Raw genomic sequence first — 23403 nt, forward strand, 5'->3', positions numbered from 1 at the left:
TTGAACAGAATAGAATTCATCATTGCCACCGCCATCATCCTGTTCGCAGCCTTCTGCATGGGGTGGTTCGCCAACTGGCTGGCCCATCGTCTGTCTCGTGTTCGCCAAAGCGACGTCGCCGATCTGGATCGCATGAGCCAGGAATTGCATGAGGCCGAAGAAACCCGCGATCAGGCCATCACCTATCTGCAACAGCGTGAGGCCGAGCTAACCAATCAGCTCACCCAGACCGAGGCGGAACTGGGCGCTGCCATGGACGGGTTGCGCGCCGCGCGGCAGGAGGCCGAAGAATTACGCGGCCGGATCAACAACGCGGACTAAGAGAACCAGAGGAATCGGCAACTTGCGACACCCGCAAATATAGGGCCCCGTTGTGTGTTTCAGACACCTGCCAAACCGGGCCCGAAAATCCCTTCAGCTTGATGCAGCTTGGGCACAGTTCAATTCATGATCATGTCTCAGAGGTTGTTTCTGCCTCGTCCAGAACCTTGCGCGCGACACGAAAGCATTCCAGCGCCTGCGGCACGCCACAATAGATGCCGATCACGTGAATAATGGCCCGGATTTCTTCTTTGTTGACGCCGTTGCTGATGGCGCCGCGACAGTGGAGTTCCCATTCGTGCATCTTGCCCAGCGCGCCGATCATGGACAGGTTCATCATTGACCGGGTCTTGGCGTCAATCACATCGTCGCCCCAGCCGAAACCCCAGCACCAAGCGGTCATTGCCTCTTGAAACGGCCGGGTAAAATCGTCGGCGGCGGCCAGGTTTTTCTCAACATATTCCGCGCCCAGGGTGCTTTTGCGTTGCTCCAGCCCTCTGAGGAACAGATCTTCGTCGAAAGTCTCGGCCATCTTGGTCTCCGGTAATCGTCACAATGAAGCGGTGTGCTGAAGCACTCTACGCCTCTTACAGGTACTATCAACGCTTGCACTTTACACCGGATAAGAAAATGCGACGGATTTTCTAGCCCCTTGGCACGAGGATCATTCCACTGCCCCGCGCATCCAGTCTTGAAGACAGGCAATTATATGTACTGACATCGCTTCACCAGCGGGCTGCGATTGTGCAAGCGGTTCAAGACGTCGCGGCTATTTGAGACACCCAAAAGTAAACGGGCCGCCGTCTTAATGAGACAGCGGCCCTTACTGACTGAATGTCGGGGTTTGGTCTCGCCCCCTCGAATACCACTTAAAAATGGACAGACTAACAAAAACTTTCGACTTCTTCGAGACCAACCCGATTTCTCAATCGGTGTGCATCCTTAATGCCTGATCTTTGAGAGCGCGACAGTGAACTAGTTCACATTAAATAAATTTATCTTCAATTCTTCCAATCAAAGAACCCGGGGCCGGCCTTTGTCAGTAGTTTTTCGGCCATTGCACGCGCCATTTCTGCACCATCACCAATCACGCCAGTGGCGTCTTCGGCGATAGAATCAGACCCGTCCGGGCGCAGGACTTCTCCGCGCAGGCGCAGAATGCCACCGCTGATATCAGCCAGCCCGGCAATCGGAGTCTCGCAGGACCCGTCAAGCGCGGCCAGCAAGGCGCGCTCGGCCAAAAGTCGATACCCGGTTTCGCTATGATGAATTGCCTCCAACATCCCTGCAGCACGGGGATCGTCACTGCGGCGTTCGATACCGATTGTACCTTGTGCAATAGCGGGCAGCATATCCTCGGGCGAGATAGCAGTTGCGGGAACGTCGTCCATATTCAGGCGCCGGATACCTGCCATCGCCAGAAACGTGCAATCCGCTACGCCATCGGTCAGTTTCTTCAGGCGCGTTTGCACGTTGCCACGGAACTCGACCACATTCAGGTCAGGGCGCCGGTTCAACAGCTGAGCCCGGCGGCGCAAAGACGAGGTGCCAACCACCGCGCCATTGGGCAGGTCATGAATAGAGTTCAGGCTGGGCGAAATAAAAGCGTCGCGCGCATCTTCGCGCGGCAGGAACGTGTCCAACACAAGACCCGCGGGCTGTTCGACCGGCATGTCCTTGGTCGAATGCACAGCGATGTCGATATCACCTCGCAGCATCGCTTCTTCGATTTCCTTAGTGAACAGGCCTTTGTTGCCGATCTCTTTCAGCGGGCGGTCAGCGTCGATCATCGCGCGATTGTCGCCGGTAGTCTTGATCACCACGATTTCGAATGCATCTTCGGGCAGATCAAAGGCTGTGCCTAACCGCTGCCGGGTTTCATAGGCTTGCGCCAGCGCCAGGGGCGAACCACGGGTGCCGATTTTCAGCGGTGAGGCGGGTGAAGGCAGGGTCAATGTCATGGACACAGCTTTAGTCGCGTCACATTGCCCTGACAATGGGGGCAGAGCTTGACAAATTGCCGCCGAAGGAAGACCCGTTGCCACAAACCAGACGATTGGGGGCACAGATGGCCGAAACAAAGAAACTGCTGCGGGCATTGGCAGGACAGGTGCAGGATGTGCCTCCAATCTGGATGATGCGCCAGGCCGGACGGTATCTGCCAGAATATCGTGCAACGCGCGCGCAGGCCGGGGATTTCCTGTCTCTGTGCTACAATCCCGAGCTTGCGGCCGAGGTCACATTGCAGCCGATCCGTCGCTATGGGTTCGATGCAGCTATCCTGTTTGCGGATATCCTGCTGGTACCACAGGCGCTGGGTGCGGATCTTTGGTTTGTCACCGGTGAAGGCCCGCGTTTGTCGACCATCACGCAGCAATCCGAGTTTGATGCGCTGAAATCGGTCGAGGATATCCACGAAACACTCTCGCCAGTCTATGAGACAGTGCGCATCCTGTCACAGGAGTTGCCGTCCGAGACAACCTTGATCGGTTTTGCTGGCGCGCCGTGGACAGTGGCGACCTACATGATCGCCGGACGCGGCACCCCGGATCAAGGCCCCGCCCATGCGCTGCGCGAGGGGAATACTGCGCTGTTCGAAGCGCTGCTGGACCGGATCACGCTGGCCACGATCGAATATCTTTCAGCCCAGATCGAGGCAGGCGCCGAGGTAGTCAAGATATTCGACAGCTGGGCCGGATCGCTGAAGGGTGAGGCGTTCCGCAAATATGCGGTCGAGCCGTGCCGCGTAATCACCCAGGCCATCAAGGAACGTCACCCCGGCATCCCGGTGATCGGATTCCCGCGAGAGGCCGGAGATGGCTATATCGGGTTCGCCAAAACCACGGGGGTTGATTGCGTCGCGCTGGACAATTCGGTCTCGCCGGAATGGGGCGCCGAGCATGTCCAGGTGGATGGTTGCGTACAAGGCAATCTGGCGTCGTCGCATATGGTGACCGGCGGTCAAGCGCTGGTGGACGAGACCCGGCGGATTGTCGATGTATTCTCCAAAGGGCCGCATATCTTCAATCTGGGTCATGGCATCACGCCCGATGCCGATCCCGACAACGTTCAGCGTATGATCGACGCAGTGCGCAACCGCTAGGCTTTGGGTCGGGCGTCCAGCTCGGCCAGTATGTCTTGTGTATGATCTCCGCGGCGCGGGCTGGGTCTGGGCTTCCACTCCCGCTCGGAAAACCGCGGCGCGGCGGCGGCCTGTAGCATACCGTCGGGGGCAAGCCAGATCTGGCGTGCTGTGTTCATGGCATGGTTCTGCGCTTCGGACGGGTTGAGCACCGGTGCAACACAGGCGTCACTTGCTGCAAACAGCGCCGCCCAATGATCACGTGGTTTGCCAGCAAAGATTTCAGCCAGCCGCAGGGTCAGCGCGGGCCAGGTGGAAGCATCATATTGCTGCCGAAATTCGGGATCGCCAGACAGGTCCAATATCTGCAGGAACTCGGCATAGAATTTCGGCTCCAGGCACTGCACCGCCACAAATCCACCATCAGAGCAGGCATAGGTTCGGCTCCAATGGGGACCGTCCAGAAGGCTGTGTCCGCGAGTATCTGACAGGTTTCCGGTTTGGCGCAGGCTCATCAGCAGGTTCATCATATGGGCCGAGCCGTCATAAATAGCGGCGTCCACGACCGTGCCCTTTCCTGTGCGTGCCGCATTCAGCAATCCGGCCAGAATGCCCGCGACCAGATACATGGCACCGCCACCGATATCACCCACCAAAGTGGCCGGGGTTTGCGGCGGTTGGTCCGGTTGCGACGCATACCAAAGCGCCCCGGACAGTGCGATATAGTTCAGATCGTGCCCGGCATTCTTGGACAAGGGGCCGTCCTGTCCCCAACCGGTCATACGGCCATAAATCAGCTTTGGGTTCAGATCGCGACAGATATCAGGGCCAAGGCCCAGCTTTTCCATCACACCGGGTCGAAACCCTTCGATCAGTGCATCAGCCGTGGCGATCAGGCGCCGGGCCACATCCAGATCGGCCGGGTCTTTGAGGTTCAGGCTGATCGAGCGCTTACCCCGATCCAGAACTGACTGTTCGGGCATGCCCGGAGTCGCGGCCTGCCCCTTGCGGTGGATGGTGATCACATCTGCACCGAGATCGGCCAACAGCATGGCGGCAAAGGGACCGGGGCCCAGGCCCTCGATTTCGATGATCCGAATTCCACTTAACATACCAGTCCTCCTGCCCGCGCAGGGTTTCGGGGCCAGCCAGGAAATGCAAGCCCGGACTGGAAAGGCCAATTGGAAAGCTGAGCAAAATGTGTGAATTGGGCCTGTTCTGTGGCTGACTCGCAGGGTAGTGTCGCCGCCAGAACGGGGGAGGCGCATGACAACAATTCTGTCCATCAGGGATTTGCGAAAGTCCTATGCCGGAGGTTTTGAGGCGCTAAAGGGCGTGTCTCTGGACATCGAGCAGGGAGAAATCCTGGCTCTTCTTGGTCCCAACGGTGCAGGCAAGACCACGCTGATTTCGACGGTGTGTGGAATAACGACGCCAACCTCAGGAAGCGTGACCGTCGGCGGCCACGATATCCAGACTGATTTTCGCGCAGCCCGCCGGATGATCGGTTTGGTTCCGCAGGAGATCGCGCTCGAACCCTTTGAAAAGGTCTGGAACACTGTGCGATTGTCGCGCGGGCTGTTCGGGCTTGGGCAGAACAACGCACGTATCGAAGAAATTCTGCGCAAATTGTCTTTGTGGGAAAAACGCAAAAACGCGATCAAAGAACTATCGGGCGGTATGAAACGTCGGGTTCTGATCGCAAAAGCGCTGGCACACGAGCCGCGTGTTCTGTTTCTGGACGAGCCGACCGCAGGTGTTGATGTCGAACTGCGCAAAGACATGTGGGAAATCGTGGCCGAGTTGAAGCAGGCCGGTGTCACCATCATTCTAACCACCCACTATATCGAAGAGGCCGAGGCCATTGCCGACCGTGTCGGCGTCATCGACAAGGGTGAGCTGCTGCTGGTCCAGGACAAAGACACGTTGATGTCTCAGATGGGGAAGAAGCAGATCGAAGTCATGCTGACCGAGCCCATTGAAACCGTCCCCGACAGCCTGTCAGCGCATAACCTCAAACTCAACGGCAAGGGTGACACGTTGGTTTATACCTACGACACAAATGCCGACCGCACTGGCATCACCACCCTGTTGAACGATGTGGCCGAGGCCGGACTGATTTTACGCGATGTACAAACGCGTCAGTCCAGCCTTGAAGAGATCTTTGTCAATATGGTGTCGGGAGAAGCCACATGAACTGGTCCGCCATTACTGCCATCTACCGGTTCGAAATGGCCCGGTTCTTCCGCACCCTTGCGCAAAGCTTCATATCTCCGGTCCTGTCGACATCGCTGTATTTCGTTGTCTTTGGCACGGCGATCGGCAGCCGCATCCAAGAGGTCGAAGGCGTCTCCTATGGCGCATTCATCGTTCCGGGGCTGGTCATGTTATCTGTTGTGACGCTGTCGATCTCGAACGCCTCTTTCGGGATCTATTTCCCAAAGTTTCTGGGAACGATATATGAGCTTCTTTCGGCGCCGGTGAATTTCATCGAGATCGTCATCGGCTACGTCGGAGCGGCGGCGACAAAATCGCTGTTTGTGGGTGTCGTGATCCTTGTGACCTCTGCATTCTTTGTGGATTTGCGTATTGAACACCCGCTTGCCATGGTGACATTTCTAGTCCTGACCTGCCTCAGCTTTTCCTTGCTGGGCTTCATCATCGGCATCTGGGCCAGCAATTTCGAGCAGATGTCTTTGGTTCCGCAACTCGTGGTGACACCGCTGATCTTTCTGGGCGGTACCTTTTATTCGATTTCGATGCTGCCCCCGCTGTGGCAGACCATCACCCTGTTCAACCCGGTCGTCTATCTGATCTCGGGCTTTCGCTGGTCGTTTTACGGCCTGGCCGATGTGCCGATCATGTTCAGCCTTTTGGCCATACTGGCGTTTACCGGCGTGTGTCTGGGCATCATCGGATGGATCTTCAAAACTGGCTGGCGCATCCGGAGTTAGGCCATGGACGGCGTTGCATTTTTGCCCATCACCTTCAGTAAATACGTCCACGCGACCGATAACGGTCAGCCGCTCCCTTGTTTACCGCGTGGGCGCACTCTACATCGGCACCCATGAAGGTCAGCCTGCCGTTTCTCAAAAAACAGCCAACCGTTTCGGTCGTGCGCTTATCGGGTGCAATCGGCATGTCCGGGCGCGGGTCGATGTCTGACACAACTCTGGCGCCGGTTCTCGAAAAAGCATTTCGCAAAGGCAAACCTGCCGCCGTCGCGCTTGAGGTCAACTCGCCCGGCGGATCCCCGGTCCAAAGTTCATTGATCGGTGCGCGCATTCAGCGTCTGTCGAAAGAACTGGATGTTCCCGTCTTCGCATTTGTCGAGGATGTGGCAGCTTCGGGTGGCTATTGGTTGGCAGCGGCAGCTGATGAGATTTACGCCGATGACAGTTCGGTACTGGGTTCGATTGGCGTGATCTCTTCGGGGTTCGGCGCACATCTTTTCCTTGAGAGGCAGGGTTTCGAACGGCGAGTGCACACGGCGGGCCATTCGAAATCCATGTTGGATCCCTTTGCCCCGGAAAAACCTGAAGATGTCGCAAGGCTTGAAGGCCTGTTACGCGATATCCACGAGAACTTCACTGCTCATGTCAAAGCACGACGCGGGGCAAAGCTTGAAACGGGTGCTGATCTGTTCACTGGCGAAGTCTGGCTGGCACGCCGCGCGCATGAACTTGGCCTGATCGACGGCATCGGTCATCTCAAACCCAAAATGCAGGACCGGTTTGGCGATAAAGTAAAATTCCGCCGTTACGGGCTGCGCAAGCCATTCTGGTCACGGTTCGGCGCCTCCTTGGCACAGGACGCGGTTGCCGGACTTGAGGAGCGTGCCGCATACGCACGTTTCGGTTTGTAACGTGATTATCAAGATCGTGACCCTCTTTTTGATTGCCATGGGCGTCCTGGCAATGTTCGGCAAACTGCGGTTCCCGGGGCAGAAAAAACTACAATCCGCAAGATGCCCGCGCTGTCATCGGTTCAGGATCGGTAAAGGTCCCTGTGCCTGCGAAAAAGGAGGCCGCGCATGACGGCATGGCTGTTATCCGGTCTCGGTTTGTTGATCCTGTTGCTGGCGGGTGATGCGCTGGTACGCGGTGCCGTGAACCTCAGCCTGCGGATTGGAGTACCGGCGTTGATCGTTAGTTTGACGATCGTGGCATTCGGCACCTCGGCGCCAGAACTTCTGATTGCAATCAGTGCAATTAAGGAAAACGCACCGGGCATCGCCCTGGGTAACGTTGTGGGGTCGAACACGGCCAATATCCTGCTGGTGCTGGGCCTGCCTGCGCTGCTTGCCACGCTGCACACCAGCGAATGTGACAGCCGCAAGAACTATGTGTTCATGTTGCTGGCAACTGTTCTGTTCATCGGCCTTGCCTTCTGCGGCGTGTTCAACCTGTTCAGCGGCGCGATTTTGCTGGCTGCTCTCAGCTTTGTTCTATGGACCGCCTTCAGAGAAGCCCATGCCCATCGCAAGGCCTGTGGCAAAGCCTGCGCCGAGGATGACGATTTTGATGGCCTGGAAGAAGCCGATCCAGACATGCCCTATTGGAAGATTTCAGTCTACCTGGTGCTCGGACTGATAGGCCTGCCGATGGGCGCACATCTTCTGGTCGACAACGCTACAATCATTGCCCGCACTTACGGCGTCAGCGAGACTGTAATCGGACTGACACTTATAGCGGTGGGAACTTCCCTGCCGGAACTGGCGACCACTGTTATGGCTGCACTGCGCCGACAAGCCGATGTCGCATTGGGCAATGTTATCGGGTCCAACATGTTCAATCTGTTGGCCATTGTCGGCATTGCAACCCTGTTTGGGCGCATTCCTGTTGATCCAGAATTCCTGCGATTTGATCTTTGGGTCATGCTGGGCGCATCACTCCTTTTGGTCCCCTTTGTATTTTTCAAACGGGATATCACCCGCGGATGGGGAATTCTGTTGACAAGCCTTTACGCGGTTTACGTTATTTCCTTGTTGGTGTGACACAAAGAGAGGCCGCATGACCCGAGCCCTAGTTACCGGTGCCGGAATTCGCCTTGGTAGGGCAATGGCCCTTTATCTGGCCCGGCGTGGCTACGACGTGGCAGTCCATTACGCCTCCTCTGAACAAGAGGCATCTAAGGTTGTCGCTGAAATCAGGGCCCTGGGCCGCAATGCGGTAGCTCTGCAGGCCGACCTGTTAGAAGAAGCAAGCGTGGCTGCCCTGCTGCCACGCGCATCCGAGGCACTGGGCGGACCCATTACCTGCCTGGTCAACAACGCTTCGATATTTGAATACGACAACATCCACACGGCCACACGGCAAAGCTGGGACCGCCACATGAACAGCAACCTGCGGGCGCCATTCGTTTTGACTCAGGCGATGGCTGAACAGGGTCTGGAACCAGAAACCGATGATGCGGGCGAGCCGCTGGCAACGGGCCTGATTGTTAATATGGTCGACATGCGGGTCCGCAAACTGACGCCCGAATTCATGTCCTACACCGTCGCCAAAATGGGGCTATGGGCGTTGACCCGTACTGCAGCTCAGGCGCTAACCCCGGCGATCCGCGTCAATGCCATCGGACCGGGACCGACGATGCAGGGTCACAGGCAATCCGAAGATCACTTCAAAGCACAGCGCGCCAACACCATTCTGGAACGTGGGTCAAACCCCTCTGACATCACCGCTGCACTTGGGTATTTCCTGGATGCTCATGCGGTCACCGGCCAGATTCTCTGCGTGGATGGCGGACAGCATTTGGGATGGCAGACACCGGATGTTCTGGGCGTGGAATAACGTTTGGTGCTGGAAGTTTTGCACCGCTCTCATTTCTGTTATCAATCCGTTACAAAAATGTCTTTTTTTTCATACACTTGCCATGTGTAGAAATTTTTACTGTTTAAATTCAATAGATTACATATGTGCCTATTTTTTAAGCAAATCAAGGAATCCTTAATGAAACAAGGGAAAATTCAAGCCCAACAAAAGTTATCTGCACAGTTATCCACAGAATACGTGGATTTGTTTTCCCTTGATCTGAAGCGCTCAAGATTGCAGCCATGGTCAAAGAATCACATATTTTGGCCATGACCTCTCAAGACGACACCAACAGCTCTCAGAATGACGCCCAGTCGACAGGATACGCCTGCATCCAGCGATATGCGAAAACGCTCGACAGTTCACCTGGCGTGTACAGGATGCTGGATGCGGACAGCCGAGTTCTTTACGTCGGCAAGGCGCGCAATCTGAAGGCACGGGTGTCGAACTATACAAGACCGGGACACTCTGGCCGGATCGAGCGGATGATTGCGGCCACGGCCTCGATGATGTTCCTGACGACCCGGACCGAGACCGAGGCGCTGCTGCTTGAACAGAACCTGATCAAGCAGCTCAAACCGAAATACAACGTGCTGCTGCGCGACGACAAAAGCTTTCCCAATATTCTGGTGGCAAAGGACCATGTCTTTCCACAGATCAAAAAGCACCGGGGAGCAAAAAAGGAAAAGGGCGCGTATTTCGGCCCCTTCGCCAGCGCGGGTGCCGTGAACCGAACCCTGAACCAGCTGCAAAAGGCCTTCCTGCTGCGCAACTGTTCTGACTCGATGTTCGAAAGCCGCACCCGTCCCTGCCTGCTCTATCAGATCAAGCGGTGTTCTGGGCCTTGTGTCGGGTTGATCTCGGATCGGGATTACCGTGAAAGCGTCAAGGATGCGGAACGATTCCTGTCAGGCCGGTCGACCAAAGTGCAAGAGGAGCTGGCCGAACAGATGATGGCCGCGTCTGAGGCGATGGAGTTTGAACGCGCCGCTGGCCTGCGCGATCGTATCCGGGCGCTGACGCAGGTGCAGACCTCGCAAGGCATTAACCCGCGCGGTGTGGCCGAGGCGGATGTGATCGGCCTGTATATGGACAGTGGGCAGGCTTGCGTTCAGGTGTTCTTCATCCGCGCCAACCAGAACTGGGGCAACAAGGACTTCTATCCCCGCGTCGGGGCAGATGTGTCAGCCGCCGAGGTGATGGAGGCGTTTCTGGGTCAGTTCTACGACAACAAGGAACCACCCCGTCAGTTGATCCTGTCAGATGCCATTGAAAACGCCGATCTGATGCAAGAGGCGCTGACCGAAAAAGCCGGTCGCAAGGTAGAAATCCTTGTGCCCCAGCGTGGTGAGAAACAAGAACTTGTCGCAGGGGCCATACGCAACGCGCGTGAATCCCTGGCCCGGCGGATGTCGGAAAGTGCCACGCAGGCCAAACTGTTGCGCGGGATCGCCGAGGCATTTAATCTGGATGCCCCGCCAAACCGGATCGAAGTCTACGACAACTCCCATATTCAAGGAACAAATGCCGTGGGCGGCATGATCGTGGCCGGCCCCGAAGGTTTCATGAAAAATGCCTATCGCAAGTTCAACATTCGTGGAGATGACCTGACCCCCGGTGACGACTTTGGCATGATGAAAGAGGTGCTGACCCGCCGCTTTACCCGCCTGCAAAAAGAAGACCCCGACCGTGACAAGGGAATGTGGCCCGATCTGCTGCTGATTGACGGTGGCGCCGGGCAAGTGAGCGCCGTCCATGAGATTATGGCGCAGCACGGGGTCGAGGAGATCCCCATGATCGGTGTCGCCAAAGGCGTTGACCGCGACCATGGTAAGGAAGAATTTCACCGCACCGGCCAAAGGCCCTTTGCGCTGAAACGCAACGACCCGGTGCTCTATTTCATTCAGCGCCTAAGAGACGAGGCCCACCGGTTTGCCATCGGCACACATCGAGCCAAGCGTGCCAAGGCCGTGGGGGCCACACCGCTGGATGAAATCCCCGGCGTAGGGGCCGCGCGCAAACGTGCCCTGTTGGCTCATTTCGGCAGCGCCAAAGCAGTTGGCCGGGCCAACCTGGCCGATCTGAAAGCGGTCGAGGGGATTTCGGCCGGCTTGGCGCAAAAAGTCTATGATTTCTTCCACGACAAGGGCTAGGCCCGCCGCCCGCGCCACAGGATGTACAGCCCCGAGGCCACAATCAGCGCGCTGCCGATCCACATGGTCTGGTCTAGTTGCTCGCCGAACAGGAACACGCCCAGACCGATACCGAACAGCAGACGCGTATAGCGGAACGGCGTCACGGCCGAGACCTCTCCAATCCGCATCGCCTTCATAAGCGAGGCATAGGCCATCACACCCATAAGCACCGCACCGGTCAGAAACAGACCGTTGTACAGATCGAGCGGGACGATTGGCACGTCCTCCCACAGGCGATAGGCCAAACCGGCAACGATGATGCTGAGGAAGCCGTAAAAGCCCAAAACCTCGGTCCCCAGTGTCGCCGGGGCCGCGCGGCTGGCCAGATCGCGACCGGCAAAGCCCAACATGCCCAGCACCGCCAGAATGGACAGCGCCGAAAAGCTGTCTCCGGTCGGTTGCAGGATGACTACAACGCCAATCAGACCGATCAGAATCGCGCTCCACCGTCGCCAGCCAACTGTTTCACCAAAGATCAGCGCAGCGCCAGCGACAACGACCAACGGAGTGGCCTGCAAAATCACAGTAGCTGAAGACAAAGGCGTCAGCACAATGGCTAAGACATAGAATAACCGTCCGAATACCTCGAAGAGCACGCGCACTTTCATCGGGCGCGACAGGACATCCGGCTGAAAAAGTTGCGTGCCGCGCGCCAGTGCAACCGCCGCAAAGACCAGCGCCCCACCCACCCCGAACAGAACCATCACCTGCCAGATCGGTACGGCACCCGAAGCCGCTTTCAACAGCGCGTCTTCCAGCGCAAACCCCGCCATTGCGGCGATCATCCACAGGCTGCCGGTCAGATTTGACCGGGCATCGGTTTGTATATGAGCTGTCATGAGGTGCCTTCTGTCCCGGATACGTGCGGTGAACCTGACCGCAAATAGAACAAACTCCAAGGGGCATGGACGCACCACGCGCTGCCTGCGGCGCTTTGACCAAGTTCAGGGGACAAGTACGGTTTTTTGACTGTCTATCTTTTCTGTTGGATTTTAGCGATGTAGGGTCCGCTGCATGAAGTGGAACCTGCCCAATATTCTGACCGTCCTGCGTCTGCTGGCAGCCCCGGGGCTGGCCGTGATGTTTTTGTATTTCACCCGGCCCTATGCCGACTGGTTCGCGTTGATCCTGTTTCTGACAGCCGCCTTAACCGACTGGTTCGATGGCTATCTGGCACGAGCGTGGAAGCAGGAAACAAAAATTGGCGCCATGCTGGACCCGATTGCCGATAAGGCGATGGTGGTGATCGCGCTGATGATCTTGGTCGGGTATTCGGCCGAACACTGGACGCCGTGGCTGGTCCTGCCTGCCACTGTGATCCTGTTTCGAGAGGTCTTTGTGTCAGGCCTGCGCGAATATCTGGGTGATACGGCTGGAACGCTGAAAGTTACCAAACTTGCCAAATGGAAAACCACGGCTCAGATGGTGGCGATAGCCGTCTTGTTTTCACAGGGCATCTTCGAGCATTACTTTGTGATGGCCAGCTTCGGCATGGACCCAACGCTGATCGACCAGATTCTGACCGGGCAGGAAGACGACCTGAACGGCCTGCGCTGGCATCTTGAAGGGATGTTCTGGTCCAGTCGGATCGGCCTGTGGCTGCTGTGGATCGCAGCAGCGCTGACATTGATCACCGGCTATGACTACCTACGTAAAGCCATGCCACACCTGAAGGAGAACTAAGGGATGGATGTGCTGTATTTCGCATGGGTCCGCGAACGGATCGGACTGCCGAAAGAACGGGTTGAAACCGAGGCGGCCACCGTATCCGATCTGGTCGCAGAACTTAGCGCGCGCGAGGATCGCTATGCAGCGGCCTTTGCGGATCTGTCGGCCTTACGTGTTGCGCTGGATCAGGAATTGTCGGATTTTGACGCCCCGTTGGCGGGCGTTCGTGAGGTTGCCTTTTTCCCACCAATGACAGGTGGCTGAGGTCATGCGCATCGTGGTGCAGGAAGACCCGTTTGACCTAGGTACCGAGGCAAATGACTTTGCGGCGGGCGATGCTGCAAATGGCGCAATCGTGACCTTTACCGGTGTTGTGCGTGATCTGGCCACGGGCGATTTGGACGTGATGGAGATTGAGCATTATCCGGGCATGACTGAACGGGCCTTGACCCAGATTGCGCAAGAAGCAATAGACCGCTGGTCGCTGGGCAATGTGCTGGTGATCCATCGGCATGGCAGGCTCGCTCCGGGGGATCGGATCATGATGGTGGCCACTGCCGCACCGCATCGCAAGGATGCGTTCGAGGCGGCCGAATATCTGATGGACTACCTAAAATCCCGCGCCCCCTTCTGGAAGAAAGAAATCACCACCGCTGGTGCGGAGTGGGTTTCGGCCAAGGACGAAGACGAAGATGCACTGACCCGGTGGTAAACACGGGTCCCTGCATATAAGCCTTTGCAACATGCTGTTCGTATCCGGTGCTCACATGCTTATCATCGCGTGCTGCAAATTTGGATCCGCCAAAACTATGCTGGATAAAGGTGTTGGTTTCAGGCAGCCGCTCAGCTTCGGTCAACTCTAGAACCGTAAGCAAAACATCCCGCATGTGGGCAAAGATGTTGAGACAATCTTCCTCCGCCGAAGCCGCAAAAAAAATGACTATCGACAGGAAAGCGGTAATCAACTCTGTCAGAATGCCGGTTCCAATTAGATAGTCGTTGAACGGATTTTTGACATCGTAGAAGCCCCTAAAGGTTAGAGTTTCCCATTCGATTTCGACCCTAAGAACAGACGGAAGATGCCGACTGGAACTTGACGGCATATCACCTCAGCTGCATGGACCCAGCAAGCACCAAAACCAGCTTGTTTTGAAGTTCTGGATTACCTGACGTTGCACAAGGCCCTTATCCGGAAACAGGGAATCGTGTTCACGGGATCGATGCGCATGTCCTAGCCTGAATAAAGAAGCACGTTCTCGGGGCTCTTTGGCGCACCCGGCAAACACCGGCCAATAAATTCGGTCACTTTTCGGAGGGGTCACTTTCTGCATAGTCTCGCAGTACTTGAATGTCCGAGAGCAGGGCATGTGTCCGGTCAATTTTAACGCCAAACGGCTTTAGCCGGGAAAAGGCGCGGCTCAGGCTTTCGGGCTTCATGCCCAGGCGCCCGGCAATCAACATCTTGTCATAGGGCAGCTCGACAACACAGTCCCCCATCTCGGCTTCGCAGAGAGTCAGAAGAAATTCTGCCACCCGCTGTGCGCCGGTCTGGGCCTTAAGCTGCTCAAGCTGGGCGACCAGAGAATGCAGATGGGTAAAGGTAGCTGCCAGAATTGACACCCCAATTTCCGGGTCCTCTCGCATAAGGGACAAAAGGACCGGACTTGGAATGTGCATGATCTCACAGGCCGAAACTGCCTCGGCCGAAACCGGATAGGGAACGTTACGCAAGGCGACCGCCTCGCCAAAGCTTTCGCCGCGGGTGAAAACGCTGACAACTGCTTCGGCACCGGTAGGGGACATGCGAAACAGCTTTACCCAGCCCGACAGAACCACATGAATGGCCTGGGCTTTTTCTTCCTGTAGAAAAATCGTCTCTCCGCGATCATATTTCCGCCAAATCGCGTGGCTTAACAGCGTGTCGATATGATGCTCGGGAAAGCTTTTGAGCAATAGTGACTGCTTGGCGATCGCTTTTAGTGCCTCATGCGCCACGAAGCTTTCCCCTCTTTTCTAGTTGCGTACCCGATCAGTACGTCCGTCCTCTCAAGGCTATGCCAAACCTTCGGCTTCCAAGCCAGCCTTTCCTTTCTGCGGCTTGACATTTGTCATGTTGCGTAGCGGGTCCGGCACATAGTCTTGCTGGAAAGCCAGTATTCCCAGGAGTGTTCGAGATGGACTACGAGCGTTTTTTTGGCGAAAGCCTTGAGCATCTGCGCGACGAAGGCAACTACCGCATCTTCATTGATCTACAGCGCCGCTGTGGCGCGTTCCCGAATGCACGCCAGACGGACGGCGCTTTACAGCGCGACGTACGAATTTGGTGTTCCAACGACTATCTGGGAATGGGCCAGCATCCTGACGTAGTCGGGGCAATGCACGATGCACTCGACCGTTGCGGCGCGGGCGCAGGGGGCACACGCAATATCTCGGGCACGACACATGACCACGTTTTGCTGGAACAGGAACTGGCCGACCTCCACGGGAAAGAAGCCGCCCTTCTGTTCACCTCTGGCTATGTGTCGAACTGGGCGGCACTTGGGACGCTGGCTGCGAAGATCCCAAGTCTGATCGTATTCTCGGACGCTTTGAACCATGCCTCCATGATTGAAGGCATCCGCCATTCGCGGGCACAAAAAGTGATCTGGAAGCACAATGATCTGGCGGACCTCGAGGCAAAGCTGGCCGCAGCCGGTTCAGATGCGCCCAAGATGATCGCCTTCGAATCTGTCTATTCGATGGATGGGGATATCGCTCCGATCAAAGAGATTTGCGACCTGGCGGATAGATATGGTGCGATGACCTATCTGGACGAGGTCCACGCCGTTGGCCTTTATGGCTCGCGCGGTGGTGGCATCGCCGAACGCGAAGGGTTGATGGATCGCCTGACCGTCATAGAAGGGACGCTGGGCAAGGCCTTCGGCGTGGTTGGTGGTTACATCGCGGCATCCGCTGCCTTGTGTGACTTTGTCCGCAGCTTTGCCAGCGGGTTCATATTTACCACCGCCCTCCCACCCGCAATAGCAGCTGGCGCTGCCGCATCGATCCGACACCTCAAGCAATCCAATACCGAGCGCGATCTGCAGAAAACCCGCGTTGCGCAGGTGCGCGCCAAACTGGACGCCGAAGGCATCCCGCATTTGCCCAATCCCAGCCACATCATCCCGGTGATGGTAGGTGACCCGGTGAAATGCAAATTCATCTCGGATACGCTGCTGGAAGAATTCGGGATCTATATTCAGCCGATCAACTATCCGACCGTTCCCAAAGGCACCGAACGCCTGAGAATTACCCCCTCTCCGGTTCATACGAACGAAGATATCGACCATCTGGTCGGTGCCTTATCGGCCCTGTGGCAACGGTGTCAGATCGCGCGAATGCCGATGGCCGCACAATAACTGAGGCGTCCCCGCACTTGGAGAACTGCCGCCCCACGGGGGCGGCTTTTTTCATGTCAAACAGTGAGAGGCCGAAGATCACCATCGCAAATCCGGTCAGTACCATGGTGAAACCGCTCAGCCAGGCCGGGCTGTGCGTCAGGTCCAGATATCGTGCAAGGATAATGCGGGCTTTGGACAGGGCCAGGATCAAAATGCCTGCGCTCAACACCGGTGAGGACAGGGGGAGTATCGTCAGCAGGGCCGAAGCGGTGCTCAGAACCAACAGGCTGAGCCATGCGCGGGTGAGCGGGTTTGGGAGCATCCAGCGGGAGCTTTTTGGATCCGATGAGGTTTGGGTCATGTCCGTCATCCCAACAGGTAGATCACGGGGAACAGCATGATCCAGACGAGATCGACCATGTGCCAAAACTGGGCGCCGGCCTCGATGTTGCGGGGATTGTCCCGCCAGGCGACCAGCAGCAGGATAACAACCCCAGCCAACACATGTGCCGCGTGGAAGCCGGTGAGCAGATAGTAGAACAGGAAGAACGGATGGGTCTCGTAGGTAATTCCTTGTGCAGCCTTGTCCGCGTATTCCACGCCTTTGATAATCAGGAATACAACGCCCAGCGCGGCAGCTGCGATTAACGCCAGGCGGGCAGCAGTCCAGCGCGCAATCTGCCGCCAATGCAAGGCTTGCGCGGCCAGATAGCCAGAGGTGACCAGAACCGCAGTGTTCAGCGCGGCTCCGGTGCGGTGCAGATGCGATTGCGCCTCGGCAAAGCCCGCCGGATCGGTCAGGCGCACGCCCATGAAAGCGATCAGGCCCGCACCAAAGACCAGCAGTTCCGAAATGATCAGAACCCACATCAGTAATTCGCCGGGCAACTCGTCGATAAGGGACGCGTCGCTCATGCGCCGACCAGTTGGCGGTAGATTTGCGGCAGCGCCATGGTCAGGCGTTGCGGGTCCGGGATGACGGCAAAGCCGCCCTGCCCGAACATCCGCGGGAACCAGCTTTTACCTGTCTTGTCGATGGTGACGCCAAAGACCGATTGCCCGGCCCGGCGCGCCTCGCGCACGGCCATGTGGGTGTCTTCAATTCCGTGGCGGCCTTCGTAGTGGTCAAGATCATTGGGTTTGCCATCGGTGATCACCAGTAACAACCGGCGCTTACGCGTTTGGGTGGCCAGATCGGCCGAGCAATGGCGGATCGCGGCACCCAGCCTTGTATAGTGCCCCGGGCGTAACGATGCGATGCGCTGTTCAACCTGGCTGCCCATCAGCTCATCAAACCGTTTGCAGCGTTGCACATAGACCCGCTGTCGTTTCAGTGAACTGAAGGCGTGAATGGCGAAATCGTCACCACAGGCGTTCAGGCCCCAGGCCAGCGCTGCCAGCGCCTCGCGTTCGATGTCGATCACGGCGCGGCCAGTCACGGCACTTTCGGTCGAGCGGCTGATATCCAGCAGGATAGAAACCGCCAGATCGCGCGCCTCGGGGCGGGATTGTTGCCAGATGCGTTCGGTACCTTCACCGTTGGCACAGCGGTCAACCTGCGCCCGAACGGCGGCTTCTATGTCCAGTTGATCGCCGTCCAGATGGCCTCGGGTCATCACCCGGCCCGGGCGCAGCGCTTCGAACTGGCGTTTGACGGCGCGGATACGGCGGGCGGTTGCGGGGTCTTTTCCAAACTCGGCGGCATCCTCACGAATATCGGCGTCCGAGGTTAGAACGTTGACGTGATCGGGCAGATATTGCCCAGTGCGCACGTCCCATTCCGGATAGAGAATACGGCCCGACAGACGTTCGCGATTCACATCCTCGGGTGCCAGGTCCAGATGCAATTTCAGCTTGGTCGGTGGCACCTTGGAAATCTGGCCCAAACCGATCTCATCCTGATCATCGGCGGCCTTTTTGGCATTGTCGGGATCATCGTCATCAATGCGACGGTTGATGTTCAGAAACTCGGCCCAGCTGAGGATCGCCTCGAATTTATGAAGGATAAAACTGTCACTGCGTTCAGCCTGGTCGGATTTGCGCCGCCGGGCACGGTGGGTTTTCTCACCCGATTCCTCGGGCGGGCCTTCGGTATCGGGGTTTTCGACATCGTTATGCTCTGAAAAACCAACTGCGCGTAATTCCGGCCAAAGAGGGACAGGGCGGAAATGTTGATATCCGCGTGGGGCAGTCGGGTCATCGTCAAATGACATGAATTGCCTGGCCTTCGAGGATAAAGGCGCGGGGTCGCCCAGCCGATGGCGGATCAGTTCTTCAACCGCTGTTTCCACGGGCGGGAGACCGGATTTGTTGCGGTCATGCAGAACACCTTTGCAAAGCTCGGTGTAAAGCGGTCGCAAGCCGGGGGCGTTGTCCAAGGTTGCATTAACCATGGTTTGTGCAGCGCTCAGCGCGTGCAGATCGGCGCGCAACGGATCATCTTCAACGATCCGGGTTCCCGCATGGGCCGCTGCGGCGGCCAACCAAACATACAGCGCTCCGTTCGCCTCGCGCGCGGGAAACACCGCCAGACGGTCCGGGAGGCGCAGCACTTCGCCATCGAACGAAGCGCGCGGCATCAGTTCAACTTCGGTACCCAACCGACGGCGCCAGCTTAGGCGATGGTGTGAAACCTCGGGCGAGACCGGGCGCAATTCAACGCCCGGGCTGCCCCCAAGCCCGCGAAAAAGGACTGCCAGCCGCCCCGCGACCTCAGAAAGGTCGACCGCGGCTCCAATATGCACCTGGGGTGCATCGAGACGGCTGGCAAGGGAGTGCCACAGTTTCCCGATCGTTTCTTCGGGTTCCCATGGCTCAAAATCGATCCTGACCATCGGCCGGCCTCACCCAAAGACAGCCGTGACAAGATCGAGGAGCCCGCGTTTGATGTCCTCGTCATCTGTCAGAGGTTCTATCATGGCGGCAAGGATCGCGCGGTCGGTGGACATGCCCTGCGCGATCAGCGTGGCGGCATAGACGACCAGACGGGTGGAAACGCCCTCTTCAAGATCCTGCCCCCTGAGCCCGCGCAGTTTACCTGCCAAGCGGATCAGTGGCTTGCAGCGTTCCAGCGCCAGCCCGCTTTCTTTAGCAACCACCTTTGCCTCCATCTCGGGCGACGGAAAGTCGAACTCCAGTGAGATGAACCGCTGCCGGGTCGAGGGTTTCAAGGTTTTCAGGATATTCTGATATCCGGGGTTATATGAGGCGACCAGCATGAAACCAGGCGCGGCCACAAGCTCCTCACCGGTGCGGTCGATCGGCAGGATGCGCCTGTCGTCAGTCAGCGGGTGCAGCACGACGGTCACGTCCTTGCGCGCCTCGACTACTTCATCCAGATAGCAGATCGCGCCTTCGCGCACCGCGTGGGTCAGGGGCCCATCGACCCAGATCGTTTCCCCGCCTTTCAGCAGGTAGCGCCCGATCAGGTCCGCAGCGGCAAGGTCATCGTGACAGGCCACTGTGTAAAGCGGGCGGCCAAGGCTGGCGGCCATATGCGCCACAAACCGGGTCTTGCCGCAACCTGTCGGGCCTTTCAGCAGGACCGGCAGGTTGTTGGTATAGGCAGCAGCGAACACGTCACATTCATCACCCTGCGGCAGGTAGAAGGGGGCGTCAGCCGCCCCCGTTCTCAGTTTCATGGAGCCATCCATATCCATCACTCCGCTGGGGTTTCGGCCGCGCCGGATTCAATGATCTCTTTCCGGGGAACCCAGATCGAGTAGATGAACAGCAGCGCACCCAAGACCACGACGATGCCAGAGCCAAGGCGCATCCAATAGAAGATCGCGACCTGATCCTGCACATCCATGAAGTAGTCTCCGACCACCCGCTGCATGTGCGTCTGCACTGTTCCAGCAAAGGTCAGCACAAAGGTCATGAAAACCATACCGCTGGACATCAGCCAGAAGCTGCCCATGTTCAGAACCTGATTATAAGGATCGCGGTTCTTCAGGATCGGCATTGCATAGCTGAAGATTGCCAGGTTGAGGCAGACATACGCACCATAGAACGCCAGGTGTCCGTGAGCCGCAGTGATCTGCGTACCGTGGGTATAGTAGTTCACCCCGTGCAGAGTGTGCAGGAAGCCCCAGACACCGGCACCGAAGAAGGCCAATGTGGCACAGCCCAGCGACCACAGCAGCGCCGCTTTGTTCGGGTGGTCCCGACGGCCCTTCCAGACCATCACAAAGGCAAAGGCCATCATCGCAAAGAAGGGGATCACTTCGAGGCTTGAGAAGATCGAGCCGATCCACTGCCAGTACCCTGGTGTGCCTATCCAATAGTAATGGTGACCTGTACCAAGGATACCCGAAAACAACGCGGCGGCGACAATGACATAGAGCCATTTCTCGACAACCTCACGGTCTACCCCAGTCAGCTTCAGCATCAGATAGGCCAGGATCGAGGCCATGATCAGTTCCCAGACACCTTCGACCCACAGGTGGACAACATACCACCAGTATTGCTTGTCCAAGGACAGGTTGCCCGGGTTGTAGAAGGCAAACAGGAACAGCAGCGCCAAACCCCAAAGACCTAGCAACAAGATGTTGGTGATCGCGGTCTTCTTGCCCTTCAGAACGGTCATCGACACGTTGTACAGGAAGATCAGTGCGGCCACGACGATGCCGGCCTTGACCCATTTCGGTTGCTCAAGGAACTCGCGCCCTTCTTTACCCAGCAGCCAGTTGCCTTCAAACAGGTTGAACGTATAGGTCAAGACCACGCCCAGTGTACCGACCACCAGAATGATCAGCTGCAGATAGGCCAGCATGGGCGAATGGATCTCACGCTCGGCCTCTTCCGGGATCAGAAAATAGGCCGCACCAAAGAACCCGAGGATCAGCCACACGATCAGCGAGTTGGTGTGCAGCATCCGCACGATGTTGAACGGCAAAAGCTCGCTCAGGAAATTAGGTGATACATAGATAAAGCCGGCCAGAAGGCCGCCCAGAACCTGTATCGCGAATAGGGCCATTGCCACCGCAAAGTAGGCATAGGCGATTTTTTGGGATTCGTATTTCATTGCTCCGTTCCCTTCTCAGCCCGCCTCGTTGGGCGGCCAGTCCTGAGCGTCGATATTGTCCGTCCAGATCAAAAAGTTGGTCAGATCACGGATGTCTTCGTCGCTGAGGTTGAAATTGGGCATCTGACGACGACCGGGAATGTCTGTCGGCTGCGCCTCCATCCAGCCTTTGAGGGCTTCAAAGGCCGATTCCGGGTCGTCCAGCACGCCCCAACGTGTCATCACATTGCCAACCTCGGGTGCAAAGTATGCACCTTCGCCAAGGATGGTATGACAGTTGATGCAGGCGTGTTTTTCCCAGACGTGCTTGCCCCTGATCACACTTTCATCGAGCTTTGCTGCGTTCTCAGAGTTCACGATATACCAGTGAGAATGGGCCGACAGAGCCAGAAAGATGAGGATAAAGAACAGTGACCCGCCATAGAATATATTGCGTGCCATGCTCTTGGTCATGACTTCTCGCATTGCGCTCTCCTTTGCGCAGATTAGCTAGTCTGGCCAAAATGACGGGATGGGCATGGTATATCCTTAACGAAAGTCAAGACTTGCAAAAGGAAATGAAATCACGCTGACCGTTGCACTTTGGGACCCGTCAGCACGGGCCACATCGCGATCAGGAAAAGCGCAAAGGCGCTGACCCACAACCCGTCCGACAGCAGCATCGCAACCATGTAACCTGCATTCAGATCTGCCCCAATCCACCGCGACAGGGCCGCCACCGCCATCAGACCATAGGCCACCGCCATTGGGCCCGGTGCCACCAGCGCGCGACCACTGTGGCCAAGCGCGGCGCGGCTCATGACCGCCAGGGTCATGCCGCCGACGCATCCGATGCCCAGGATGTGTAGGGCTGCGATCTCGTTTCCGAAACCCAGCACTGACAGCCCCCAGAGGATCAGTCCCAGCGCCAGCATTGCAAGCCCAAGATACAGTGCCAATAAGATCGGCTCCCGCGCAGCCCAGCCCGCGCGCCAGCGGGCCATGCGCGAAACCTGTGCCACCCCTAGAACCAGCGCCATCGATCCAGCCACAGCACCTGACCCCAGCACCAGAACGATTGGTGGCAGGGTCAGGGCAACCGCCATCGCTGATTTGTCCAGAATTGGCACAGATATTGGCCAGTTCGCCTCGGGAACGCCCGCGCGTCTCATGGCGTTTCGGGTAAAGGCCGGGGTGATCCGTCCGCCAAGAATGGCAATCATCGCGCAGAGCGCCAGCAACCCCGCGCGCAGCCCGGTATGCAATGTGTCATCCGTCATCCCGGTCCATTCAAGATGCGTGAACAGATCAGCAATCCAGATAAAGCTGAGCAACAGCAGAAAGAGCATGTTCTGAGGTTTCGGCTTCCGGATGAGCTGGGTTGCAATCTTGACCGCCAGAATCGGTACAAAGGCCAGGTCGACCACCGCCACAAGCGCCGCAGGCAGCATTCCCGAAAACCACATCGCCATCCGACCAGCCAACCACAATCCGGCGGCCAACGTTATGAACTGCGCACGCGCATCTGGTGCGCCGGTCCAATTTGGCACCGCGGTCAGAAAGAACCCGCCCAGCGCGGCTGTTGCATAGCCGAAGATCATCTCATGCGCGTGCCACATGGGCGGGGCCATGCCATAATCCGGCACTGCATATGGCACCGTCAGCCACAGCCCCCAAACCACTCCGACAAAGAGGCCATAGAGGCCGGCGGACAGAAAGAATACACGAAAACCTTCACCAAACACGCGGGTGATGATTGCGGGCATGGCTGCTCTCCTTGGTGTTTTCCAAGCCCTAGCAAGCCGCCCGGCTGCGCGACTTAACAAAAATCAAACCGGCCGAAAAAGTGTGCCAAAGATACAGATTTTCCCAGCCGGAAAATTGACGTTTTCCCTGCCCGCCGCCTGAATTGCGCGGCTGGTGTTGACTTTCGTCAAGG

At 57.4% G+C, this 23403-nt stretch carries 25 protein-coding genes; 12 read left to right on the forward strand and 13 right to left on the reverse strand.

The genetic code is table 11. From position 1 onward, the window contains the following. Positions 1 to 321, forward strand: a complete 321-nt coding sequence (locus AC2FH8_RS07405; protein ID WP_142635291.1) for a hypothetical protein — start codon at positions 1 to 3, stop codon at positions 319 to 321. A gap of 130 nt (positions 322 to 451) precedes the next feature. On the opposite strand, the gene AC2FH8_RS07410 is transcribed toward AC2FH8_RS07405, so the two are convergent. After that, positions 452 to 853 (reverse strand): carboxymuconolactone decarboxylase family protein, encoded by a 402-nt coding sequence (locus AC2FH8_RS07410; protein WP_496689092.1) that lies wholly within the window; start codon positions 851 to 853, stop codon positions 452 to 454. A gap of 469 nt (positions 854 to 1322) precedes the next feature. Then, positions 1323 to 2282: a hydroxymethylbilane synthase gene (gene hemC / locus AC2FH8_RS07415; protein ID WP_496689094.1), complete on the reverse strand. Its 960-nt coding sequence runs from the start codon at positions 2280 to 2282 to the stop codon at positions 1323 to 1325. Between the two features lie 107 nt (positions 2283 to 2389). On the opposite strand from hemC, the gene hemE reads away from it, so the two are divergent. After that, positions 2390 to 3424 carry a uroporphyrinogen decarboxylase gene (gene hemE, locus AC2FH8_RS07420; protein ID WP_496689096.1) on the forward strand — a complete coding sequence of 345 codons (1035 nt, stop codon included), beginning with the start codon at positions 2390 to 2392 and terminating at the stop codon, positions 3422 to 3424. On the opposite strand, the gene AC2FH8_RS07425 is transcribed toward hemE, so the two are convergent. Further along, positions 3421 to 4515, reverse strand: a complete 1095-nt coding sequence (locus tag AC2FH8_RS07425) for a CaiB/BaiF CoA transferase family protein (protein WP_496689098.1) — start codon at positions 4513 to 4515, stop codon at positions 3421 to 3423. The genes hemE and AC2FH8_RS07425 overlap by 4 nt on opposite strands. A gap of 154 nt (positions 4516 to 4669) precedes the next feature. Between AC2FH8_RS07425 and AC2FH8_RS07430 the strand changes: the two genes are divergently transcribed. Then, positions 4670 to 5599 carry an ABC transporter ATP-binding protein gene (locus AC2FH8_RS07430; RefSeq protein WP_496689100.1) on the forward strand — a complete coding sequence of 310 codons (930 nt, stop codon included), beginning with the start codon at positions 4670 to 4672 and terminating at the stop codon, positions 5597 to 5599. Beyond that, positions 5596 to 6357 (forward strand): ABC transporter permease, encoded by a 762-nt coding sequence (locus tag AC2FH8_RS07435; RefSeq protein ID WP_271948588.1) that lies wholly within the window; start codon positions 5596 to 5598, stop codon positions 6355 to 6357. The genes AC2FH8_RS07430 and AC2FH8_RS07435 overlap by 4 nt, the downstream gene beginning before the upstream one ends. Positions 6358 to 6391: 34 nt before the next feature. Here the strand turns inward: AC2FH8_RS07435 and AC2FH8_RS07440 are convergent, their stop codons facing one another. Beyond that, complete coding sequence (locus tag AC2FH8_RS07440; RefSeq protein WP_281972608.1) at positions 6392 to 6571, reverse strand: hypothetical protein; 180 nt, start codon at positions 6569 to 6571, stop codon at positions 6392 to 6394. Here AC2FH8_RS07440 and AC2FH8_RS07445 point away from each other — a divergent pair. The 4 genes from AC2FH8_RS07445 (at position 6561) to uvrC (ending at position 11369) form a co-directional block, all read left to right on the forward strand. Next, a complete protein-coding gene (locus tag AC2FH8_RS07445; protein WP_496689103.1) occupies positions 6561 to 7268 on the forward strand; it encodes a S49 family peptidase in 708 nt (235 codons plus the stop codon). The two genes, AC2FH8_RS07440 and AC2FH8_RS07445, sit on opposite strands and share 11 nt — an antisense overlap. 168 nt (positions 7269 to 7436) lie before the next feature. Continuing rightward, a complete protein-coding gene (locus tag AC2FH8_RS07450) occupies positions 7437 to 8399 on the forward strand; it encodes a calcium/sodium antiporter (RefSeq protein WP_142635277.1) in 963 nt (320 codons plus the stop codon). A gap of 16 nt (positions 8400 to 8415) precedes the next feature. Beyond that, positions 8416 to 9195 carry an SDR family oxidoreductase gene (locus AC2FH8_RS07455; RefSeq protein ID WP_496689105.1) on the forward strand — a complete coding sequence of 260 codons (780 nt, stop codon included), beginning with the start codon at positions 8416 to 8418 and terminating at the stop codon, positions 9193 to 9195. A 290-nt stretch (positions 9196 to 9485) separates the two neighbouring features. Beyond that, entirely contained in the window at positions 9486 to 11369 is a 1884-nt protein-coding gene (gene uvrC / locus AC2FH8_RS07460; protein ID WP_496689107.1) for an excinuclease ABC subunit UvrC, read from the forward strand. On the opposite strand, the gene AC2FH8_RS07465 is transcribed toward uvrC, so the two are convergent. Continuing rightward, complete coding sequence (locus AC2FH8_RS07465; protein ID WP_281995276.1) at positions 11366 to 12250, reverse strand: DMT family transporter; 885 nt, start codon at positions 12248 to 12250, stop codon at positions 11366 to 11368. The genes uvrC and AC2FH8_RS07465 overlap by 4 nt on opposite strands. Before the next feature lie 175 nt (positions 12251 to 12425). On the opposite strand from AC2FH8_RS07465, the gene pgsA reads away from it, so the two are divergent. From pgsA to AC2FH8_RS07480, 3 genes are read left to right on the forward strand one after another with little or no spacing between them, the layout of a single operon-like run. Further along, entirely contained in the window at positions 12426 to 13094 is a 669-nt protein-coding gene (gene pgsA / locus AC2FH8_RS07470; protein ID WP_142635269.1) for a CDP-diacylglycerol--glycerol-3-phosphate 3-phosphatidyltransferase, read from the forward strand. A gap of 3 nt (positions 13095 to 13097) precedes the next feature. Continuing rightward, a complete protein-coding gene (moaD, locus tag AC2FH8_RS07475) occupies positions 13098 to 13343 on the forward strand; it encodes a molybdopterin converting factor subunit 1 (protein WP_142635267.1) in 246 nt (81 codons plus the stop codon). Positions 13344 to 13347: 4 nt separating this feature from the next. Next, positions 13348 to 13791, forward strand: coding sequence for a molybdenum cofactor biosynthesis protein MoaE (locus AC2FH8_RS07480; RefSeq protein WP_142635265.1), 444 nt, complete (start codon positions 13348 to 13350; stop codon positions 13789 to 13791). A 590-nt stretch (positions 13792 to 14381) separates the two neighbouring features. Here the strand turns inward: AC2FH8_RS07480 and AC2FH8_RS07485 are convergent. Then, the gene (locus AC2FH8_RS07485; protein WP_142635263.1) at positions 14382 to 15074 is read right to left on the reverse strand and encodes a Crp/Fnr family transcriptional regulator; all 693 of its coding nucleotides are present in this window, start codon (positions 15072 to 15074) and stop codon (positions 14382 to 14384) included. Positions 15075 to 15253: 179 nt separating this feature from the next. On the opposite strand from AC2FH8_RS07485, the gene hemA reads away from it, so the two are divergent. Next, complete coding sequence (hemA, locus tag AC2FH8_RS07490; RefSeq protein ID WP_496689110.1) at positions 15254 to 16477, forward strand: 5-aminolevulinate synthase; 1224 nt, start codon at positions 15254 to 15256, stop codon at positions 16475 to 16477. Here hemA and AC2FH8_RS07495 read toward each other — a convergent pair. The 7 genes from AC2FH8_RS07495 to AC2FH8_RS07525 form a co-directional block, all read right to left on the reverse strand. After that, positions 16368 to 16829: a cytochrome C oxidase subunit IV family protein gene (locus AC2FH8_RS07495; protein ID WP_496689112.1), complete on the reverse strand. Its 462-nt coding sequence runs from the start codon at positions 16827 to 16829 to the stop codon at positions 16368 to 16370. The genes hemA and AC2FH8_RS07495 overlap by 110 nt on opposite strands. Continuing rightward, positions 16826 to 17374, reverse strand: coding sequence for a cytochrome c oxidase subunit 3 (locus AC2FH8_RS07500; RefSeq protein WP_496689114.1), 549 nt, complete (start codon positions 17372 to 17374; stop codon positions 16826 to 16828). Before AC2FH8_RS07500 ends, AC2FH8_RS07495 begins: the two co-directional genes overlap by 4 nt. Next, positions 17371 to 19293, reverse strand: a complete 1923-nt coding sequence (locus AC2FH8_RS07505) for a nitric oxide reductase activation protein NorD (protein ID WP_496689116.1) — start codon at positions 19291 to 19293, stop codon at positions 17371 to 17373. The genes AC2FH8_RS07500 and AC2FH8_RS07505 overlap by 4 nt, the downstream gene beginning before the upstream one ends. A gap of 9 nt (positions 19294 to 19302) precedes the next feature. Continuing rightward, positions 19303 to 20118, reverse strand: a complete 816-nt coding sequence (locus tag AC2FH8_RS07510) for a CbbQ/NirQ/NorQ/GpvN family protein (protein ID WP_496689118.1) — start codon at positions 20116 to 20118, stop codon at positions 19303 to 19305. Next, positions 20118 to 21485: a cbb3-type cytochrome c oxidase subunit I gene (locus AC2FH8_RS07515; protein WP_142635253.1), complete on the reverse strand. Its 1368-nt coding sequence runs from the start codon at positions 21483 to 21485 to the stop codon at positions 20118 to 20120. Before AC2FH8_RS07515 ends, AC2FH8_RS07510 begins: the two co-directional genes overlap by 1 nt. Positions 21486 to 21500: 15 nt before the next feature. Further along, positions 21501 to 21950 (reverse strand): c-type cytochrome, encoded by a 450-nt coding sequence (locus AC2FH8_RS07520; protein ID WP_142635251.1) that lies wholly within the window; start codon positions 21948 to 21950, stop codon positions 21501 to 21503. Positions 21951 to 22048: 98 nt separating this feature from the next. Further along, the gene (locus AC2FH8_RS07525) at positions 22049 to 23230 is read right to left on the reverse strand and encodes an NnrS family protein (RefSeq protein WP_496689120.1); all 1182 of its coding nucleotides are present in this window, start codon (positions 23228 to 23230) and stop codon (positions 22049 to 22051) included. Between the last annotated feature and the right edge of the window lie 173 nt (positions 23231 to 23403).

It is taken from the genome of Ruegeria sp. CDSC025, from assembly GCF_059610805.1.

Coding starts and splice junctions, on each gene's coding strand:
- AC2FH8_RS07425 (WP_496689098.1), bottom strand. CDS start 4,515: ATGTTAAGTGGAATTCGGATCATCGAAATCGAGGGCCTGGGCCCCGGT.
- AC2FH8_RS07450 (WP_142635277.1), top strand. CDS start 7,437: ATGACGGCATGGCTGTTATCCGGTCTCGGTTTGTTGATCCTGTTGCTG.
- hemC (WP_496689094.1), bottom strand. CDS start 2,282: ATGACATTGACCCTGCCTTCACCCGCCTCACCGCTGAAAATCGGCACC.
- AC2FH8_RS07505 (WP_496689116.1), bottom strand. CDS start 19,293: ATGGTCAGGATCGATTTTGAGCCATGGGAACCCGAAGAAACGATCGGG.
- hemE (WP_496689096.1), top strand. CDS start 2,390: ATGGCCGAAACAAAGAAACTGCTGCGGGCATTGGCAGGACAGGTGCAG.
- AC2FH8_RS07430 (WP_496689100.1), top strand. CDS start 4,670: ATGACAACAATTCTGTCCATCAGGGATTTGCGAAAGTCCTATGCCGGA.
- AC2FH8_RS07445 (WP_496689103.1), top strand. CDS start 6,561: ATGTCTGACACAACTCTGGCGCCGGTTCTCGAAAAAGCATTTCGCAAA.
- hemA (WP_496689110.1), top strand. CDS start 15,254: ATGGACTACGAGCGTTTTTTTGGCGAAAGCCTTGAGCATCTGCGCGAC.
- AC2FH8_RS07500 (WP_496689114.1), bottom strand. CDS start 17,374: ATGAGCGACGCGTCCCTTATCGACGAGTTGCCCGGCGAATTACTGATG.
- AC2FH8_RS07455 (WP_496689105.1), top strand. CDS start 8,416: ATGACCCGAGCCCTAGTTACCGGTGCCGGAATTCGCCTTGGTAGGGCA.
- uvrC (WP_496689107.1), top strand. CDS start 9,486: ATGACCTCTCAAGACGACACCAACAGCTCTCAGAATGACGCCCAGTCG.
- AC2FH8_RS07465 (WP_281995276.1), bottom strand. CDS start 12,250: ATGACAGCTCATATACAAACCGATGCCCGGTCAAATCTGACCGGCAGC.
- AC2FH8_RS07520 (WP_142635251.1), bottom strand. CDS start 21,950: ATGCGAGAAGTCATGACCAAGAGCATGGCACGCAATATATTCTATGGC.
- pgsA (WP_142635269.1), top strand. CDS start 12,426: ATGAAGTGGAACCTGCCCAATATTCTGACCGTCCTGCGTCTGCTGGCA.
- AC2FH8_RS07515 (WP_142635253.1), bottom strand. CDS start 21,485: ATGAAATACGAATCCCAAAAAATCGCCTATGCCTACTTTGCGGTGGCA.
- AC2FH8_RS07410 (WP_496689092.1), bottom strand. CDS start 853: ATGGCCGAGACTTTCGACGAAGATCTGTTCCTCAGAGGGCTGGAGCAA.
- moaD (WP_142635267.1), top strand. CDS start 13,098: ATGGATGTGCTGTATTTCGCATGGGTCCGCGAACGGATCGGACTGCCG.
- AC2FH8_RS07435 (WP_271948588.1), top strand. CDS start 5,596: ATGAACTGGTCCGCCATTACTGCCATCTACCGGTTCGAAATGGCCCGG.
- AC2FH8_RS07495 (WP_496689112.1), bottom strand. CDS start 16,829: ATGACGGACATGACCCAAACCTCATCGGATCCAAAAAGCTCCCGCTGG.
- AC2FH8_RS07480 (WP_142635265.1), top strand. CDS start 13,348: ATGCGCATCGTGGTGCAGGAAGACCCGTTTGACCTAGGTACCGAGGCA.
- AC2FH8_RS07525 (WP_496689120.1), bottom strand. CDS start 23,230: ATGCCCGCAATCATCACCCGCGTGTTTGGTGAAGGTTTTCGTGTATTC.
- AC2FH8_RS07510 (WP_496689118.1), bottom strand. CDS start 20,118: ATGGATATGGATGGCTCCATGAAACTGAGAACGGGGGCGGCTGACGCC.